The organism is Herbaspirillum sp. 3R11 (assembly GCF_004563925.1).
GTDB lineage: Bacteria > Pseudomonadota > Gammaproteobacteria > Burkholderiales > Burkholderiaceae_D > Herbaspirillum.
In genome coordinates this window covers 288,859-304,329 of the sequence record NZ_SPNJ01000006.1, presented here as the reverse complement: position 1 = coordinate 304,329, position 15,471 = coordinate 288,859, and the positions used below count along the sequence as shown (strand labels likewise).

Below are 15,471 nucleotides of genomic sequence, written 5' to 3'. Positions count from 1 at the left end.
ATCATTTGGATTTAGTCGATATTTACGTTGTGATAGTGATAGCGTTCGCGTGAATAAGAATCTACCTCAGGCTGAATGGGAGGGGGAAGTACTGCAGAACTTCCTGTGGAAAGCGCTACAGCATGCTGGACTAGGCGCAAGCGAGACTTAAGTCTGTTCCTCTCAGTAATTAAATCTGTCACCGAATCGAACCATTGCTGTTCTACCGCCCTTATCTCTCTTATGAGTTGAACCTCCTTCGCCTGAAGATCAGAAGTAGGTAAGCAGGAATAATACATACTCACGGGATAATCCAAGGCGCAAGCCATCGGGGAAAACATAGCAAATTGGCTTTCGCCTTTGCCATAACTCCAATCAGACCAGACTCGAAAAGAACAGGCCCACATTGCTTCTCGTTTTTCCTCGGAGGCCATCTGAGCGAATCTAATCATAATGTTAGCGATAGGGGCCGCTGCCTTATGAGAGTAACTCAACATAGGAGCCTCAAAGAATGCTGTCCAGTGACGCGAGTCTAAAGTCACAAGCTCGGAAGCTAACGCTTTTTCCAACAGCAAACCTTGTCCTGGATATTTAAATAGCGCACTCATCCAGCGGTTCCAACTTAAATCAGTTGTTTGGGAGACTTGTCGCAACAATGTCCCAAACGTGCAATCCGAACCGCCATCTGCTCGGCTTTCCGCGTTCTGATGTTGAAAGTGAGAAACGCTAACAAATTTAAACACGATATTCGGAACTTGAGTCGCGAAAACAATAGATTCAGCTCCTAGTACTTCGCAAACGAATGCTGAGAAAAGAACATCATCTTTTTCAATCACTACCTTAGCAAGAAGGCCGGGATCCGATCGATAAAGAAGAACAACGGCAGACCAAAAATCACCACCCACAAAGTTGATCATATGTGGGATTAACTGACCCAGTCGCTCAAAGTTATGTTCCTTAGCAGCGGACAATATTGCTTGATGCGCTTCCTCGAAATAGCTATCTGTGAACCCGGATCCAAAGACAGTACTCTCGACAAACCTAACCAAGTCAACTTTTAATGGCTCATCAACGACTCGGGTAGCAATGTGATTTAGGCCAGCAGAATTCGCATCAAGAGCATGTATGGTAACCAGCAACACCTGCAATTTCTTTAGTCTGGAAACCGCGCTTGAGTCCCAGTTCTGAAGTGCTTTTAGAACCCAACGTAAGGCGTTTTCCCAATCCATAATGGAGGTGCCATTCGGCACGATACCTGCAGACACCAACGGGCCGAGAAACGGGAAATTGCTATATATACCGTGCGCTAAAGATTCCGTTTCTACGGATTGACTGGTGTCTAGTTGCTCAAAGAATTTTCTGAGCGATTCAGGCATAACCGCCAAGCCTTCTTCAGTACTAGTATCGAATACGCTTCGCGCAAGGTTCTTTGCGATTGTGCTCATGGAGTTTTCCAGACCAAATAGTCATCGCTATTAAGTTCGTTCCACAGATCTAAAAAGGCCTGCCGTATCAGCTCTCCGTCTGAGACCTTCTGAAGAATGTGATGCTTTTGCCCAAAACTATTAACTGAAGTCCCCAAAGACCAGGCAGTCGCACCGCCACTTTCGCTAGGAAAGATCAAAAATCTGTCATGAAACTGCCAACCTGCATGCCCCTCTCGAATTCGAAACTCTAAATTCAGGCCTAGACCATTGCCTTGCGCACGTTGGAAAGTATCCTGCTGCTTTTCCCTCCACGATTGTGCGGAAGAAGTCGCTTTCAATGGCTGCATTCCCATCCACCGAGAAAATCTATGTGTGCGAAACCAATGCTCAACCTTTTGACACAGAATTCCCGCATTAGAATAGGGCGGCCTATTATTTCTGGCAACGGGAGGCTCCGCTCCTGCAGTGAGGGCCCTTAGATCTGCTCCAGCGTGCGGACAATAGAAAAGCGTATAGAGAATATCTTTCGCATCAAGAAACGGATCCCAGAGCCAAGCTCCGACATTGCCATGCTGGCGAAGTAGCCAATGTATGTCTTCAAACGCTTCGTCTGAACCAGCTCCTGACAAACCTCCGTATTGAACAAATTCTTTTCGTTCTCGAAGCTTATGCAAACTATCCCTAAATACTCGCTTTGTTCTCCACGGCTCGTTTGGCTTTGAATGAGGTGTACCGATAATGTTTGGTGCCGCCACCTTGTCTAACAAAGGAATGCTAATAGGTTTTGACGTACCATCCGCAGCAGGCAGAGTGAACTCCCTATTTGCTGCTGCCGAACCAACTAGGTGCATGTTCAAGGCAATACTAGTAATGAACAAGGTCTCCCCCGAAGCGCCAACCACTACTTCGTTAGGGTCATCCCAAAGGATATAGCGAGCACCGCCTCCTGGAGACGATATCGGAAATGTCACTGACGTGTTATTGGTATCTTTCGAACCGAAGCCCTCAATCGTTGAGTCTTCATATTTCTCGCAGGAGACGCGCAACTTCCGAGCCACGCTCCCTGGTTGCCAATGCGGATGGACGGAAAAATCACCACTCGATGAACTGGAAACCTTTGTTGTCACGACAGTGACAGGTAATTGAATTACGACGTTGCCCAGCCGATCCGATAGACCATCAATCCCGATCCGTGCATGTTCCAAAATGCGTGCAGCAAGCTCTTTCAGGAGCTTTGGCTCTTCCCAGAGAAACTTCACGTCCATCTTGGCGGAGTCGTAGAGCTCAAGAACGTGGGATCCATTCCAGAAATTATTTTTCAGCACCCCATTCCAAGGATGTGAATGAACCGAGTCAGAAGGAACAAATTGTGGCGGCACAGCGATGAGGTTTCCGACTTTAAGCGGAGACGTTGTTAGCTTCCATTCACCTGTCGCATCTAACTGCTGCAAAGAATTAACAATCTGCGAAATAGAAAGTCGATAGCGAACAATGCCAAATTTCCATGGGATACCTCGTAACTCAATTGCTTTTCTTCCATTGAGAAACTCTGGCTTTGCTGTAGCCTGAGAATCTGGCGATTCCCCTGGTTCAGCTACTAACAAACTTAGAAAATTCACAGCTTGCTTAGGCGCACCGCTGTTGAATCCGACGATCTCCGTTACTTCAAAGCTGCTGTAGTTCCCTATTAAATCAGGAGCGAGCAGTTTTTGGAGATGTACTACATGTTGGACGATACTCCAATTCATTTTTTCCTTTGACTACTAGGAGGGTCAATAGCTCATTCGGTATTTTTAGTGCTTGAGGGTGCCCCGCCACAAATTCTTCACATCTTTAGTTCCCCGGTACTGCGCTCAGAAACATTCATCGACGATCAATGATCTGTATTGATTAAATCGGTTTTTCTATGATTAGTCAGTCTACGCAAACCAATGCTTCCATAATTGCTCTACGCATACAAACATCATTACCGCCGCCGTCACCCCATAACAAGAGCAAAGAAGTGCAGTAGATGTTCCATAGCCCGCGTCGACGGCGGCTATATATGATGCGCCCCCAGCGAATGTAGTCAAAATGAATGACTGAATAAGAAATCGAAGCGCTCGCCTGCCCCACACACCATCGATGGACTTCTCGTGTGTTTTACCGACAAAATGTTTGGCTTCAAAGATATTGTAGGGCTGTACATTGAGCGGCTGAGAGAATTCCAATCGTGGAAGAGTAGAGTTAAAGTTGGCATTCTTTAACGCCTTTTTTATCTCTGTCGCTGAATAGGCGTACGCTGCCTTCTTCCCCAAACGAAAACCCAACACTTCCAGCAACGCTAATGGAGAAATGGGGTCTGGTTCGGCAACTAGAAGCGTTCCATCGTCTTTCAACAGCAACGCAGAGCGCTCAAACATCTCATGCAATTTGGCTGGAGGTAGATGCCTTAAAACCCCAAATATCATAATTAAATCTGCTTGCAAGACAAGCGGGACTTGTGTGATGTCTTTATATTTTGCGTGCGATTTTCGTGCGGGGTTTACTGCAACAAGACCAGGATGCAGAGCATCCCAAATCTTGCTTCTAAATCCGGTTGGAGTCCCCCCGATATCAAGAATCAGTGGGTGGCAAATTGATGGGAAGTAGTGATTGAGGATTCTTAGCGACAGCTTAAATGAACTAGATGGGGAACTAGCGTTCGCGATCTTTGATCCGCTCCAGTCAATTCGACTTCCAACAAATTTCAGAATCTCCAAGAGAATTCTAGCGATTATCCCGAGAATCAATATGAGAATAAAAGTAGTTAGGAATGCTAAAGAAAGCGGAATATCCATTTTTTCCCGTGTCTTTGTTATTAGGGAAGGGCCATCGTAGCGTCTAAGGCGACGTCTAACAATCGATTGAGGTTCGGTAGCATCTGCATCGACTCTCTACAACCTGTGCAGACATTGATCAACAAGACTCGTCGTTTCACTTAGTCTTTCTAGATACGAAACCGAATTCGATACGTGCCATATCTTTACGACCTTTTTTTGGGTAATACCTCGCATGCGCGAATCAATTGTTGCGCGTACGTAAAAGCTGCCGTATGTACTGATTTTTGTGTAAAGAAGAAAACCCATACTAAAAACATCACCAAAGTAATAAGAAGCGCGCTAAGTGGAGCCCGATCTATATTTAGTAAAGCAAGATAAGAACCACCGCTCAATGAAAGAATATGCGCTGAGAATAGTATCCAAAAAAAAGAAAATATGAGTATCACTAGGGCCAACGGCTTTAATCCAAGGGCGTTACGCCTGAAGCCATAGGTTACATTTTCGTCGGACAACATTTTGAATTTCTTCTTGTCGCGTGTTTTTTCCTTAAGCCACGATATGCATCCAGAATAGATATGGTCAGCTGCTGTTGGATCTGCCTCCTCGTCCGCTATAGAAGGCATATTGATTTTTAAATGTTCAGAAAGAAATGTGTGATATCTAGCCTTCGAAAAACTATCGATTTTCGAATCGCGATGCCGCAGCAACTGGGTTGTGGGAATACCCCCCCATTTTTTAAAGAGCTCACCCTCTAGACGTTTACCGAATTCTCGGCCCACACTACTTAGTAAATAGAAAATACCCAGAGATGCCAACAATGACATTAAGGCCGCATCGAACTTTCTTTCAATACCATAGAGACAAAATACAATCGCGATGACAGGTATGAGTGCAATAAATACTGGATAGAGACGCGCCTTTCTCTCGTAAGGATCAAGGGCTTTTATAAGCATGTCTAATCCCATGCTTCAACCTCCGAAGAGAATGACTCATAGGTTACCGCAACCCACCCAGGTCGATCAGGCATGTTTACGGGATGTCTTTTCGACTGCCCCTTAGTTACTAAGACCTTGTAACCTCGTCGCAAGAAAGCGTTCTTTACTACACGCCTAGGATGTGTCTCTGATTCTTTTGCAGCAGACGCGATAGCTGTTTTCTCGAGAGTAGTTCCTTTGGGCGTTGGCTGCCCAAATACGCGATTCATAGTCCCCGTTGAAACGTTGTTTCGGCTTCCATGATGAGGAATCTGAACAATGGTGACTTGATTCGGCAAATCAATTCCCAATCGAATTGATTGATCTGCTGCAGCATGCAATGCTCGGACACCGGCATCCCCGGTCAGTAAAATTCCTTTATTAGAAATTTTTCCAAAAAGAATCACGCTACTTTCGTTTTCAGCACTGGTTTCTACATCGTCGCGAAGGGTTTCGACATCCCAATGTTCTTCTATGAAATTGGCTACCTTATCTAAAACTCCCCTAACAAAAGTGCCAAATCCTTCAATAGCAACGGCTTCTTTTAATTCTGGAGATTTAGCAAATTCTTTAATCAGTTCATCTCTATACCAAGTTTTACTGGGCGAAAGAATTTGAAAGATGCCGCCAATAATCTCACCCGCAAAAGGCTCTTTTATCGAAATACCTTTTTCTTCGGCTAACTTCTCTAATTTGAAGGCCGCACCCATTTTTTCTTGGAGGCGCTTTGCCAAACTTTCATCTGTGATGCGACCGTCCCGAAAGTGATGGCGAATATCTTCGGAGTAGTTCCAAGGCTGATGCATCCATAGTTCACCCACCTCGAGTTCTTCCAGAACTACCGAAAGACCTGAGGCATGATCACCATCGGGATGAGAATTTACAACATAGTCAACGCGATTAGTTTCATAGTACTTTCTTATGTGGGCAACTAGTTGAGTGCCAGCCTCTTTGGTTCCCCCATCGTAGACTAGAACGCGATAGTTATCGACGCTACCGAATCGAATTGCAATGGCATCCCCGCTTCTCTGACCATTGCCGACCGCTAAAAAATCTACCTCGAATCCCTCGTTGTTTTGCACGAACATCCCCCTGCGTATTATCTTTGTGATTGAAAATATCTTGCTCCAATGCTTATCGAATACCGGACGATATTAGCAGCAAAACAATTCACAAAGAACTTACACTTAAGTTGGTAAATTTGCAGAACAACAGAGCGAAATCTCCGCTGGCGGCTTTATGACGCTCCTTTGTCTGCAGTTGCAGGCGACAGTAGATCTTGGATACTGAATTCGGTCTGAGCTGGACGCTCAAACCAGATCAAGTTGGTCCCCTGGTCCAGCAAGAAATTAATTTCGGCACCGCAAACAGTGCTACGACACCGGATGCAGAGATTTGGCAGCGTGGTTGAAAGGCCCTGACAATCCAATTGCTCTATGCGTCGCGCTTATTTTCGACAAGAGCGCTCGCAATTTGGTGCGCTCAATTTCTTGCTCCGCAAATAATTAGCCCAGCGTGGAGTTCATGCAGGTGTTTTTTTACGAATTGCGGAGCAAAAAACGAACTAAGTCATTGATTGACTCTGAATCTGGCCGGGACTTGTAATCAGGAGGGCCATATATGAAAAAAGCTCGCTCAAGCAAGCTTTTTTTGACAGGAATGTCGGCTTCTGGCCGTTCTCTGACTTTCGATCGGCACGTTCCCGCCATCTGCCTAAACCGCGGCGCTCTCCCGAGCCTTCGCTTGAGCGTTGAGTACAGTGAACTTCTCCAAAAATTCGGTTCGCTCATCGTTTTGTAACTCCGATGCCAGATCAAGCAATGCAGAAAGATTATCTATGATGGCGTTCTCCCGGATTACCGTTAATTGAGCTAGCGAGAAGAGCGCATACAATTCTGTAATTTCTGAAGACGTCAGATCAATATCCAACAGGGCCGTCAATACGGCGTTAGTAACGGCCTTCCGGTCGGGCACGACAGACCTGTCACTACTTGTCCGAATATGCGTATAGGAGCCAAATGCCAGTTGGAGAACGTATTTGATCGTTGTTGCTTTTCTTTCCCAGGAGGTCGCTGATTCGGTCGGGGCACTGTTTTTGGTATCACTCATTTGGGAACCTCACATGTCTATGCCAAAGTATGCCGGCGCCATCAACCGCGAAAAAAAACACCTCTATTTCTCTGTATCAAAGTGGGACTGTTATCTAAAGGAACTAGGTTTGCCGTCGCTTTTGATATCGATGGATTCCTTTGCCTCCATGACGGCATATTGAAGGGCATCCTGTCGATATTTGATGGGTGCATGCCGCGCTGACTCCAGACGAATCCGATTAATATCGGTCTGCCACAGCCATCCTCCTGTCAGTGGCTGAACCATTTGGATTTTGACTTGCTGACCTTTGTATTCGAATTCTTCGTCTGACATGATCACCCTCCTAGGGGTTAGGTCTTTTTCAGTTGTATGAATCCTTTGATTACTTCAACAGTTTTTTCCATAAAGACAGTGGCATCTGCCGACGGAACAAGAGTAGCTTCAATCGTATCAAGCTGCATCTGCAAAACCGCATGAAACTGTTGCGATTGTTCTGTCGTCTGTATTGCACAGAGCGAGTAAAGAACGGCTTTTAAACCGGTAATTTCCCCTCGCACCTTATCCCATTCAAGGTTAGTCATTCCTCGGCCTCCATATCAAGAAGTGGCTGTCGTCACGCCAATACAAGAGGAATAGTTGCATGTAATTGCCAGACGACGCAATTCTCTTTTATTTATTACGTTAGACGTGTATCCAGGAGTTGCGAGACGGCCCAAGCTGCTGTTGAACATGGAAATCTATAGCTAACTTGAAGCGCAATTTGCGGCTGCTCAGTGGATAAGCGTTCCGCATTTTTTTGATTCTAATTTCCACAGGGAAAATAATTTTTTCCTCTACGGCGCGCTTCTTTTTCGGTTAAATTAGACACAGCAAGGCTCAGCTGGGGCTGCGACAATACTTGGGGGAAAGAAGATGCCTAAGACTGACCAACACTTCCTAGTCGTCGATGATTTTTCGACGATGCGCCGAATTGTAATGGGCCTACTCAAGGAACTTGAGTACACCAAGATGACTGACGCGGATGATGGATCCAGTGCTTGGAAGCTCCTGGAGTCAGGTTCGGTCCCCGTGTCGTTTGTCATCACGGATTGGAACATGCCCGTCATGGATGGCCTCACGCTACTCAAGAAAATTCGCGGTACTCCAAAGTTTGCGAATTTGCCCGTTCTGATGATTACTGCCGAAGCCAAGAAAGAGAATATCGTCATGGCAGCGGAATCAGGCGCGGATGGCTATATCGTCAAGCCCTTCAACGCTTCGACATTGAACGACAAGATTGAGAAGATCGCCGCACGTCGTGCTCAATTGGCCTCGTAACTCTCCTACCTAGCAAAGCAATCACGTTCCGTTATCTTGCGGAGAAACTCCGACTAACGGCCTGCTGCTCGGATACGTACGATAGAGTTCGCTATCTATCCGCCCAACGTTCGGTTCAATTGGAGGACCGACTAGTCGGCATTTAGTGAAAGAGATATCTGACTTCTAAGAATGGGAGGCATATGGAGCAAGAAGAATTTAACTACAAAGACAGGAAAGTCCTCATTCAGCTAGTACAGCCTCAAACAGGAAAATGGCTTTACCGAATTTCAATAGATAACTGCTGGCGTCCTACCGCCAAACGGAGCCCTATGAGCTACAAGGAAGATGTTCTTCGTCTTGGTATCGAAGCCGCAAAAAAATGGATCGATAAAATGCCACCGATCGAGCAGTAAGCCGATCCAAGTCGCAAGGAACTAGCGTTCGGCAAAGCATTTGATTCATATCGTCTGACATCGACGGAGCGTTTTCGCTAGCTGCGGGATGGCGATTTTCATCCTCGATCTCAGTGAATCCACAGCAGTCTGAGTCCACAATGAGAAAGCCCCCAGACCTCCGATTGGGAAGAAGTCTAGGGGCTTGGCCATGAGGGGATGGCCGGCTGTTGGGGAACAGCTGAGTCAACGATAGCCGAGTACGAATCCAAATGAACTAGCGATCAGGCGCGCAATTCTGGGCTATTTCGCGCGTTTTCAGCCGGCAATACCACCTCTCGGCACTGTGATTTCGCCGGACGCCGACGTATCCTAAATCTGTAAATTCCTATCGGTATCCTCTGATTTTTCTTGTTCTTTATAATGAGTTCAAAATTAAAGTCATTGTGTGGGAGAACACGGGATGTCAGACGTTTCAATTGTGCGGCGATTTGTTGCGCTCATCCAAACGTACGCGATCGTTGCTGAAGAAGGAGACCAGGTCGACGACAAAGTGCGCGAAACAGTTGTGAAGGCCTGCAATCATTTTTGCATTACGGTTGGCGAAGTCCCTGAGGAGCTTCTTTCCGATTTTCGGAATCAGTTGGAAGCAATTCGGCATGCGCTCTATCCAGACGAAAGCACAGCTACGCGAGTTTTTGACTTGGCTATCGCAATGCTGCCTCGAACGATATAGGTCTTTCAGACCAAGGGGATAGAACCATTCCCGCTGAAATTCCGCAACCGGCCAGCACCGGCCATCGAGCGATGGCCGATGGTCTTGGTCCAGCCCGAGGGGTTCACTCCATTTGCCACATAAATTGCACCGAGAATTGACCCACGTTTAGAACACAATTCTGCTTATGACCATAAGCAGGAGATCGGAGTGATCGACGTGGCATTACTAGGTATTATTCGACGCTGGCACCTTCGTGACCAGGTCCCATTGCGAGAGATCGCCAGACGTTTAGGCATCTCGCGCAACACCGTCAGGCGGTATATCCGAGCTGAAACCATCGAGCCAGCCTATGCAGATAGGCGTCCCCGGAGCTCTCTAGACAAATACACACTAAAACTCTCAGCGTGGTTAAAGACTGAGGCGGTTAAATCACGCAAGCAGCGCCGTACCTTAAAGCAGCTCCACTTAGAGCTGCGATCATTGGGTTACGAGGGGTCGTACGATCGCGTTGCAGCCTTCGCGAGACGCTGGAAGGTGGATCAATTGGAGAGGGTCAATTCCGCGAGCAAATCAACAAAGAATATTCTGCATTTTTCAATCTTTACTGATTCATTGTGCCTAGACGTGCTCGCCATCGAAAATCCAAAAGTCGGTTATGTTGAAAACTAAGACTCAACTTGACTGGACATCGCCATCCGGCCATTCCACTTAGCTTCCTGTGCATAGTACGAGTACATCGTCGGAATTTTCCAGACTCGATTGTGCTGATGGGCATTCCAGAGAATCAATAGCATCGCCAACTCTGCACCCTATATCAATCGACCAGCTCTCCATGTCTTTCCTTTTTTGTGACGTCGTGCAAGTCGAGAACGAGTTCAGAACTACTGCGAGTGCAGTCCCAAATATTGGGGCTGTCTCTTCGACAAAAATTTTATATATCGTTTTGTGAACTCCTAAATCTTCTTCCGGCGGCCCTAATATCTTGCGGTTGAATCTCGTATTCTGCTTTTGGTACATAAATACCCTTTGCTGAACGTTCCAGATAGCAAATATTAGGAAAATGCCCAATTAGTCCATGAAGATAGCTTACAAGGAGAATGGCAAACGTTGCCTGCCCCGGAGGTATGATCGTGATAGAAAAAGATCCATCTATCCTAATAGGAAGGCTTGATATAAGTTGGGAAATTTGTTTTTCGATATCTTCATCAAATGAAATCTCAACTGGTCTAACGTCAATAACCTTAGTATGAATGCCTTCCAGCTCTTTGCGAGCCGTAAGATTAAGTGGATGGCCTGAAAAGTTGATGAGTGCCGAAATCACGATAGCCCTTTCTCCGTCATAGCGAAGCCATTCTCAATTAGTAGATGAACGATGGATCCCTTTTGGTCGTCAATATGATATGTGTAATTACTCTTGGAGCGACGATTGTAGATAACAATTCCATTGTCGAATAAGTACATGGATGACGCGTTTGAGGTCGGCTGTATCTGTATTAATTTTATTTTCTCAAGCAGAGCCTTGTCGTCTTGCACTTCTACTTTCAGCCAGTCGACGCCAGACTTTTCTGAAGGAGTGTCATGATAGGCGATGATTTTTATATCGGCGCCCGCTTTTAGCCTGTTGGCAAGAGACGTCATGAATGAGAACAATGATTCTCTGTGCTCCGAACGAAACTTGTCTGGATGCGTAAATTCTCTTAGATATATTCTTGCGTAATTGCAGTCTCTAATCTGTTCTTCTATTTCCGCAAACCACTGTGCACTTGTTATATTTTCATTTTTTTCTTGACGGCCGCTCTTGAAGTAGCAACAAGCGACGATCATGGCTAACATCATCGCGACCAAAAGCCATATCTTGATATTAATCTCGGAGCGAAGGAGAGCTGGGATCTTGGTTTCCCAGTCCGGGATAAATGTAATCGCAATAACGCTAGCAGTCCCGAGAATAAGGGCCGCTATGACTTTACTCCAAACTGGGTCTTTCCAAATTTCTCTGCGATTAAGCTGCATATCATGTTGCCTGGTAATGTATTGCCGTACATTTAACAAATCACTCGCGCCGATGGACGGAGTGGCCGTTATGCCTTATCGCCGCGCGGTCGCTTAGCCGCATAAACGATGCCATCCGACGAATCGCCCGATTTAACAGGGATATAAAACTCCGTGTAGACGGGCAGAGACAGCTAATAGCTGATGGCAACTCAGTGTAGAGAACAATTTCCTTTCCGGCAACAAAAGGCTATGACACCGTGTTAGATGACCGCTTGTTGATTTGCGTCGAAAACTGTGACCCCCTTAGCCGCATAATTTGCACCGAGAATTCACCCACGTTTAGAACACAATTCTACTTATGACCATAAGCAGGAGATCGAAGTGATCGAGGTGGCATTACTTGGCATCATTCGACGCTGGCACCTTCGTGACCAGGTCCCATTCCGAGAGATCGCCAGGCGTTTAGGCATCTCACGCAACACAGTCAGGCGGTACATCCGCGCGGAAACCATTGTGTTCCTTTGCTCGCCGAATTGACCCTACCTAATTGATCCACCTTCCACTGCCTAGCGAAGGCAGCAACGCGATCATACGAACCTTCAAAACCCAACACACATAGATCTGCATGCAACTGTCGCAGACTGCGCCGTTGTTTCCGGGATTTACTGGATTCTGTTTTAAGCCAAGCGGATAACTTGAGGGCGTATCTGTCCAGCGCGCTCGGTGTATTGCGTTCTGCATAGACAGGCTCTACCGCTTCAGAGCGTAGATAGCGTCTCACCGTGTTTCTCGAAATACCGAGTCGTCTGGATATTTCTCTTAAAGAGACCTGGTCGCGAAGGTGCCAGCGTCGAATAATGCTTAGTAGTGCCACGTCGATCACTCCAATCTCCCACCGAATTGCTTAGGTAGGATTGTGTCTTAAACGTGGGTCAACTTTAGATGCAAAATTGGAGCTAAATGGAGTGAACCCCTCGAGCTGGACCAAGGTTGACCGAGAAACTAAGCCGCTTGCCGAGCGAGTTGTGCTTCGAATTGGTTCGGTGATTGATATCCCAGCGCCGAATGCATGCGCCGTTCGTTGTATATCTCTTCAATGAAGTATGGCAGCCTCATGGCCACATCGCTGAATTTCTCATAACCCGCCAGATAGACCTCTTCGACTTTAAGCGTCTTCATGAAGCTTTCGGCTTGTGCATTCTGGTAAGGATTGGCCGGCGCGCTCATCGAGCCAAGCAAACCGAACTGTTCCAACGCCTCCCGATACAAGGCGCTAGCGTATTGGCATCCACGATCTGTGTGATGAATGCATGTACCAGACGGCGGCTTACGACCATTGTAGGCCGTCGTCAGCGCAGCCAGGGCCAGAGGCGTGTCTATGCGTTTGGATATGGCATAGCCGATCACCTTGCGACTGCAGGCGTCCAGAACGACTGCCAGATAGATAAAGCCAGAAGCGATACGGATGTAGGTAATATCGGCCACCCAGACGCGATCCGGCTCCGCAGGGATGATATTGCGGTAACGGTTAGGGAATACCGCGAGATTGCTCTCAGAGCCTGTAACAGGCTTGAACCTGCGCCGGTGATGCGCATGCAGATCGTTCTCCCGCATGACTCTGGCTACACGCTTGTGATTGATAATGTGGCCCTGTGCCTTGAGCTCCAGGGTGATGCGCCGATAGCCGTAACCGGGAAACACATCATGGATATCGCCAATCAACTCCGCCAGCTCTAGATCATTTAGCTGCTTAGCTGTCTGCGTTGGCTGATAGTAATAAGTGCTTCGTGGCAGATCGATCATTTGGCAGCCTCGTCGGATGGAGCAGGCCTGGGGCCGCTGATGATCGATGAGTTCTCGTTGTTGCTGACGAGTTGCAGCCGTGGTGTTTTTTTAAGGAGATCGAGCTCCATCGTGAGCTGGCCGACCTTCCGCTCCAAAGCGGCAATGTGCGCTTCATACTCCGCAACCGTTGATGCAGCGGCGTCTTCCCGATCCAGCTCGCCGCGATCAAACTGCCCCAGCCACATCTGCATGAGATTGGCTGACAAGTTGTGCGTCTTGAGCGCCTCTCGCCGCCCAAGTTTGCCGCTACGAACGTCACTGCAGATCTGAATCTTGAACTGCAGACTGTGCCGCCGATATGGTCCTCGTTCTGCCATGGTGTCGCTCCTCCTGAGAAGGCTCGACAAGCGTATCACTTCATCGACTGGCCTAGGTCCAGCCCGAGGGGTTCACTCCAAAAGTGGGTCAGTGTTAGATGCAAATCAACAGGGCACGTCTATTCGTTGGTCGATTGTCCGCGTTGCTGAACAGCCGATGTCCATGTTGTTGAACTATGTGACCAAATTCATTGGAATATGCAGCAGTTCACGAAGACCAAGCAAAGAGAATATTTTTCTCGTAGAAGATACGCTGACTCAATCTCGAAGGATTAGCGATGGATATAAAGGATGGTGTTCTCCAAATTTTCGATGTTGATCATGGTGCCTGCGCCCTGTTGACCATGCCCACCATGCAATCTGGCATTTGCAAAAGGGTGCTAATCGATTGCGGCCACTCTTCAAATTTTCAAGAAGGCTCTTGGCATCCAGGAAATCATCTTCGCCAATATGGCGTTAGCCATATCGATTTATTGATTTGTACAAACTATGATGAGGATCACGCAAGTGGTGCGCCGAATCTTCGTGATCAAGGAATCACCGTCGGCTGCATTTTAGGGAATCCATCCGTCCCCCCCGAAATAATTGACCACCTCAAAACCGAAGATGGAATGGGGAATGGCATTTCCCTAATTGTAGAAACTTTAAAAGAAAGGCGAGATCAAGGTCTAGTTCAAACGCCGCCGATTATTCCTGGATTAGATCTTAGCTATTTTTGGAATTATTGGCCTGAATGGGACACCGAAAACAATCTTTCGTTGGTTGCGCATCTAAACATACTTGGATTTAATTTTTTATTTCCAGGAGACATGGAAAAATCTGGTTTCCTGAACATGCTAAGCGAGCCAAAATTTTCTCGGCTTATGCCTGGAATTAACGTGCTTATAGCTGCTCATCATGGGCGAGAAAATGGAAAGTGCGAATCCATGTTCGACGAATATGGATGCAACCCAGCCTTGGTGGTGATCTCTGATTGTGCCAAGAGACATCAGTCCCAAGAGACAGTTTCGTACTACGCTACTAAAGCTCGGGGAATTTTCGGATTTCGAGGACAAGATAGGCGACGTGTACTAACTACACGACGCGATGGTGAAATTATTTTTCGATTTGAAAACGGCCAATGTTTTGTACTTTGATTGTCTCTCTAAAAGCATACCGGTTTGCTTGAGCATCATGTAGTGCATGATGCTCCGGTAGTTGATTCTTCTCATGGTAATCGTAACGCAAGAGCTCGTTAATTTGATCCGAAACGAGCCTCGGCTTACACCACGAAGGAACGTTATTATCGAGCGCCTGCCGGAATAGTTCCCAATCGGTCTGATAGTCAAAGCAAATCTCCACATCTTTGCTACCAGACCTAACCAGGTTCAACCAGTTGGTTATCCTCGAATAGATGTCACTCAAAGTGCATTCAGCGTGCGGAGTCTGCCCCAACATTGGCAGTACAGCCTCACGTACAAATTCGCTGCAGTCCCGTATCGAGAAGGGCAATTCAGCATAGAACTCCTCTCCTGATTCGGCTGCAAGCCCAATGCTGATCAATTCCGGATCCTCAAAATTGGTAAACTCAGTATCAATGAATATTTTCAATGCCATAAGATGCAACTGTAATAGCCGTCCAATTTATGTGTCCTTG

At 46.9% G+C, this 15,471-nt stretch carries 17 protein-coding genes and 3 pseudogenes; 6 read left to right on the top strand and 14 right to left on the bottom strand.

Going from position 1 to position 15,471, the window contains the following annotated elements:
* Positions 1 to 11: 11 nt before the first annotated feature.
* The 8 genes from E4P32_RS23455 to E4P32_RS23420 form a co-directional block, all read right to left on the bottom strand.
* The gene (locus E4P32_RS23455; RefSeq protein WP_116436308.1) at positions 12 to 1,424 is read right to left on the bottom strand and encodes a hypothetical protein; all 1,413 of its coding nucleotides are present in this window, start codon (positions 1,422 to 1,424) and stop codon (positions 12 to 14) included.
* Positions 1,421 to 3,154: a VPA1262 family N-terminal domain-containing protein gene (locus E4P32_RS23450; RefSeq protein ID WP_116436307.1), complete on the bottom strand. Its 1,734-nt coding sequence runs from the start codon at positions 3,152 to 3,154 to the stop codon at positions 1,421 to 1,423. The genes E4P32_RS23455 and E4P32_RS23450 overlap by 4 nt, the downstream gene beginning before the upstream one ends.
* 171 nt (positions 3,155 to 3,325) lie before the next feature.
* Complete coding sequence (locus tag E4P32_RS23445) at positions 3,326 to 4,225, bottom strand: hypothetical protein (RefSeq protein ID WP_116436306.1); 900 nt, start codon at positions 4,223 to 4,225, stop codon at positions 3,326 to 3,328.
* Positions 4,226 to 4,410: 185 nt separating this feature from the next.
* Positions 4,411 to 5,172: a hypothetical protein gene (locus E4P32_RS23440; protein ID WP_135008793.1), complete on the bottom strand. Its 762-nt coding sequence runs from the start codon at positions 5,170 to 5,172 to the stop codon at positions 4,411 to 4,413.
* Positions 5,163 to 6,263, bottom strand: coding sequence for an MBL fold metallo-hydrolase (locus tag E4P32_RS23435; protein ID WP_199525689.1), 1,101 nt, complete (start codon positions 6,261 to 6,263; stop codon positions 5,163 to 5,165). Before E4P32_RS23435 ends, E4P32_RS23440 begins: the two co-directional genes overlap by 10 nt.
* Positions 6,264 to 6,894: 631 nt before the next feature.
* Positions 6,895 to 7,290, bottom strand: a complete 396-nt coding sequence (locus E4P32_RS23430; RefSeq protein WP_116436303.1) for a hypothetical protein — start codon at positions 7,288 to 7,290, stop codon at positions 6,895 to 6,897.
* A 90-nt stretch (positions 7,291 to 7,380) separates the two neighbouring features.
* Positions 7,381 to 7,605, bottom strand: coding sequence for a hypothetical protein (locus E4P32_RS23425; RefSeq protein WP_116436302.1), 225 nt, complete (start codon positions 7,603 to 7,605; stop codon positions 7,381 to 7,383).
* 17 nt (positions 7,606 to 7,622) lie between these two features.
* Positions 7,623 to 7,853, bottom strand: coding sequence for a hypothetical protein (locus tag E4P32_RS23420; protein ID WP_116436301.1), 231 nt, complete (start codon positions 7,851 to 7,853; stop codon positions 7,623 to 7,625).
* Between the two features lie 331 nt (positions 7,854 to 8,184).
* Between E4P32_RS23420 and E4P32_RS23415 the strand changes: the two genes are divergently transcribed.
* The 4 genes and pseudogenes from E4P32_RS23415 to E4P32_RS23400 form a co-directional block, all read left to right on the top strand.
* Positions 8,185 to 8,589 (top strand): response regulator, encoded by a 405-nt coding sequence (locus E4P32_RS23415; protein WP_116436300.1) that lies wholly within the window; start codon positions 8,185 to 8,187, stop codon positions 8,587 to 8,589.
* Between the two features lie 182 nt (positions 8,590 to 8,771).
* The gene (locus E4P32_RS23410; RefSeq protein WP_116436299.1) at positions 8,772 to 8,984 is read left to right on the top strand and encodes a hypothetical protein; all 213 of its coding nucleotides are present in this window, start codon (positions 8,772 to 8,774) and stop codon (positions 8,982 to 8,984) included.
* A gap of 442 nt (positions 8,985 to 9,426) precedes the next feature.
* Entirely contained in the window at positions 9,427 to 9,699 is a 273-nt protein-coding gene (locus tag E4P32_RS23405; RefSeq protein ID WP_116436298.1) for a hypothetical protein, read from the top strand.
* Between the two features lie 189 nt (positions 9,700 to 9,888).
* A pseudogene (locus E4P32_RS23400) lies at positions 9,889 to 10,212 on the top strand (helix-turn-helix domain-containing protein); the annotation flags it as partial.
* A gap of 400 nt (positions 10,213 to 10,612) precedes the next feature.
* On the opposite strand, the gene csx15 reads toward E4P32_RS23400, so the two are convergent.
* Both csx15 and E4P32_RS23390 read right to left on the bottom strand, forming a co-directional pair.
* On the bottom strand, positions 10,613 to 11,002 hold the full coding sequence (csx15, locus tag E4P32_RS23395) for a CRISPR-associated protein Csx15 (protein ID WP_135008792.1): 390 nt from the start codon (positions 11,000 to 11,002) through the stop codon (positions 10,613 to 10,615).
* Positions 10,999 to 11,691: a hypothetical protein gene (locus tag E4P32_RS23390; protein WP_116436297.1), complete on the bottom strand. Its 693-nt coding sequence runs from the start codon at positions 11,689 to 11,691 to the stop codon at positions 10,999 to 11,001. The genes csx15 and E4P32_RS23390 overlap by 4 nt, the downstream gene beginning before the upstream one ends.
* Positions 11,692 to 12,063: 372 nt before the next feature.
* Between E4P32_RS23390 and E4P32_RS23385 the strand changes: the two are divergent.
* Positions 12,064 to 12,186: pseudogene (locus E4P32_RS23385) on the top strand (helix-turn-helix domain-containing protein); the annotation flags it as partial.
* Positions 12,187 to 12,220: 34 nt separating this feature from the next.
* Here the strand turns inward: E4P32_RS23385 and E4P32_RS23380 are convergent.
* From E4P32_RS23380 to E4P32_RS23370, 3 genes and pseudogenes are all read right to left on the bottom strand, one after another.
* Positions 12,221 to 12,556, bottom strand: a pseudogene (locus E4P32_RS23380) (helix-turn-helix domain-containing protein); the annotation flags it as partial.
* Between the two features lie 119 nt (positions 12,557 to 12,675).
* Positions 12,676 to 13,494, bottom strand: a complete 819-nt coding sequence (locus tag E4P32_RS23375) for an IS3 family transposase (protein ID WP_233526762.1) — start codon at positions 13,492 to 13,494, stop codon at positions 12,676 to 12,678.
* Positions 13,473 to 13,835 (bottom strand): transposase, encoded by a 363-nt coding sequence (locus E4P32_RS23370; RefSeq protein WP_116436295.1) that lies wholly within the window; start codon positions 13,833 to 13,835, stop codon positions 13,473 to 13,475. Before E4P32_RS23370 ends, E4P32_RS23375 begins: the two co-directional genes overlap by 22 nt.
* 278 nt (positions 13,836 to 14,113) lie before the next feature.
* Between E4P32_RS23370 and E4P32_RS23365 the strand changes: the two genes are divergently transcribed.
* Entirely contained in the window at positions 14,114 to 14,971 is an 858-nt protein-coding gene (locus E4P32_RS23365) for an MBL fold metallo-hydrolase (protein WP_135008791.1), read from the top strand.
* Here E4P32_RS23365 and E4P32_RS23360 read toward each other — a convergent pair.
* The gene (locus E4P32_RS23360) at positions 14,931 to 15,431 is read right to left on the bottom strand and encodes a 3'-5' exoribonuclease (protein WP_116436294.1); all 501 of its coding nucleotides are present in this window, start codon (positions 15,429 to 15,431) and stop codon (positions 14,931 to 14,933) included. The genes E4P32_RS23365 and E4P32_RS23360 overlap by 41 nt on opposite strands.
* Positions 15,432 to 15,471: the final 40 nt, after the last annotated feature.

What these genes read in the sequence shown, in the direction of transcription:
- E4P32_RS23360 (WP_116436294.1), bottom strand. Translation starts at nt 15,431, where the DNA reads ATGGCATTGAAAATATTCATTGATACTGAGTTTACCAATTTTGAGGAT.
- E4P32_RS23390 (WP_116436297.1), bottom strand. Translation starts at nt 11,691, where the DNA reads ATGCAGCTTAATCGCAGAGAAATTTGGAAAGACCCAGTTTGGAGTAAA.
- E4P32_RS23445 (WP_116436306.1), bottom strand. Translation starts at nt 4,225, where the DNA reads ATGGATATTCCGCTTTCTTTAGCATTCCTAACTACTTTTATTCTCATA.
- E4P32_RS23405 (WP_116436298.1), top strand. Translation starts at nt 9,427, where the DNA reads ATGTCAGACGTTTCAATTGTGCGGCGATTTGTTGCGCTCATCCAAACG.
- E4P32_RS23420 (WP_116436301.1), bottom strand. Translation starts at nt 7,853, where the DNA reads ATGACTAACCTTGAATGGGATAAGGTGCGAGGGGAAATTACCGGTTTA.
- E4P32_RS23450 (WP_116436307.1), bottom strand. Translation starts at nt 3,154, where the DNA reads ATGAATTGGAGTATCGTCCAACATGTAGTACATCTCCAAAAACTGCTC.
- E4P32_RS23430 (WP_116436303.1), bottom strand. Translation starts at nt 7,290, where the DNA reads ATGAGTGATACCAAAAACAGTGCCCCGACCGAATCAGCGACCTCCTGG.
- E4P32_RS23415 (WP_116436300.1), top strand. Translation starts at nt 8,185, where the DNA reads ATGCCTAAGACTGACCAACACTTCCTAGTCGTCGATGATTTTTCGACG.
- E4P32_RS23425 (WP_116436302.1), bottom strand. Translation starts at nt 7,605, where the DNA reads ATGTCAGACGAAGAATTCGAATACAAAGGTCAGCAAGTCAAAATCCAA.
- E4P32_RS23410 (WP_116436299.1), top strand. Translation starts at nt 8,772, where the DNA reads ATGGAGCAAGAAGAATTTAACTACAAAGACAGGAAAGTCCTCATTCAG.
- E4P32_RS23365 (WP_135008791.1), top strand. Translation starts at nt 14,114, where the DNA reads ATGGATATAAAGGATGGTGTTCTCCAAATTTTCGATGTTGATCATGGT.
- E4P32_RS23370 (WP_116436295.1), bottom strand. Translation starts at nt 13,835, where the DNA reads ATGGCAGAACGAGGACCATATCGGCGGCACAGTCTGCAGTTCAAGATT.
- E4P32_RS23455 (WP_116436308.1), bottom strand. Translation starts at nt 1,424, where the DNA reads ATGAGCACAATCGCAAAGAACCTTGCGCGAAGCGTATTCGATACTAGT.
- E4P32_RS23440 (WP_135008793.1), bottom strand. Translation starts at nt 5,172, where the DNA reads ATGGGATTAGACATGCTTATAAAAGCCCTTGATCCTTACGAGAGAAAG.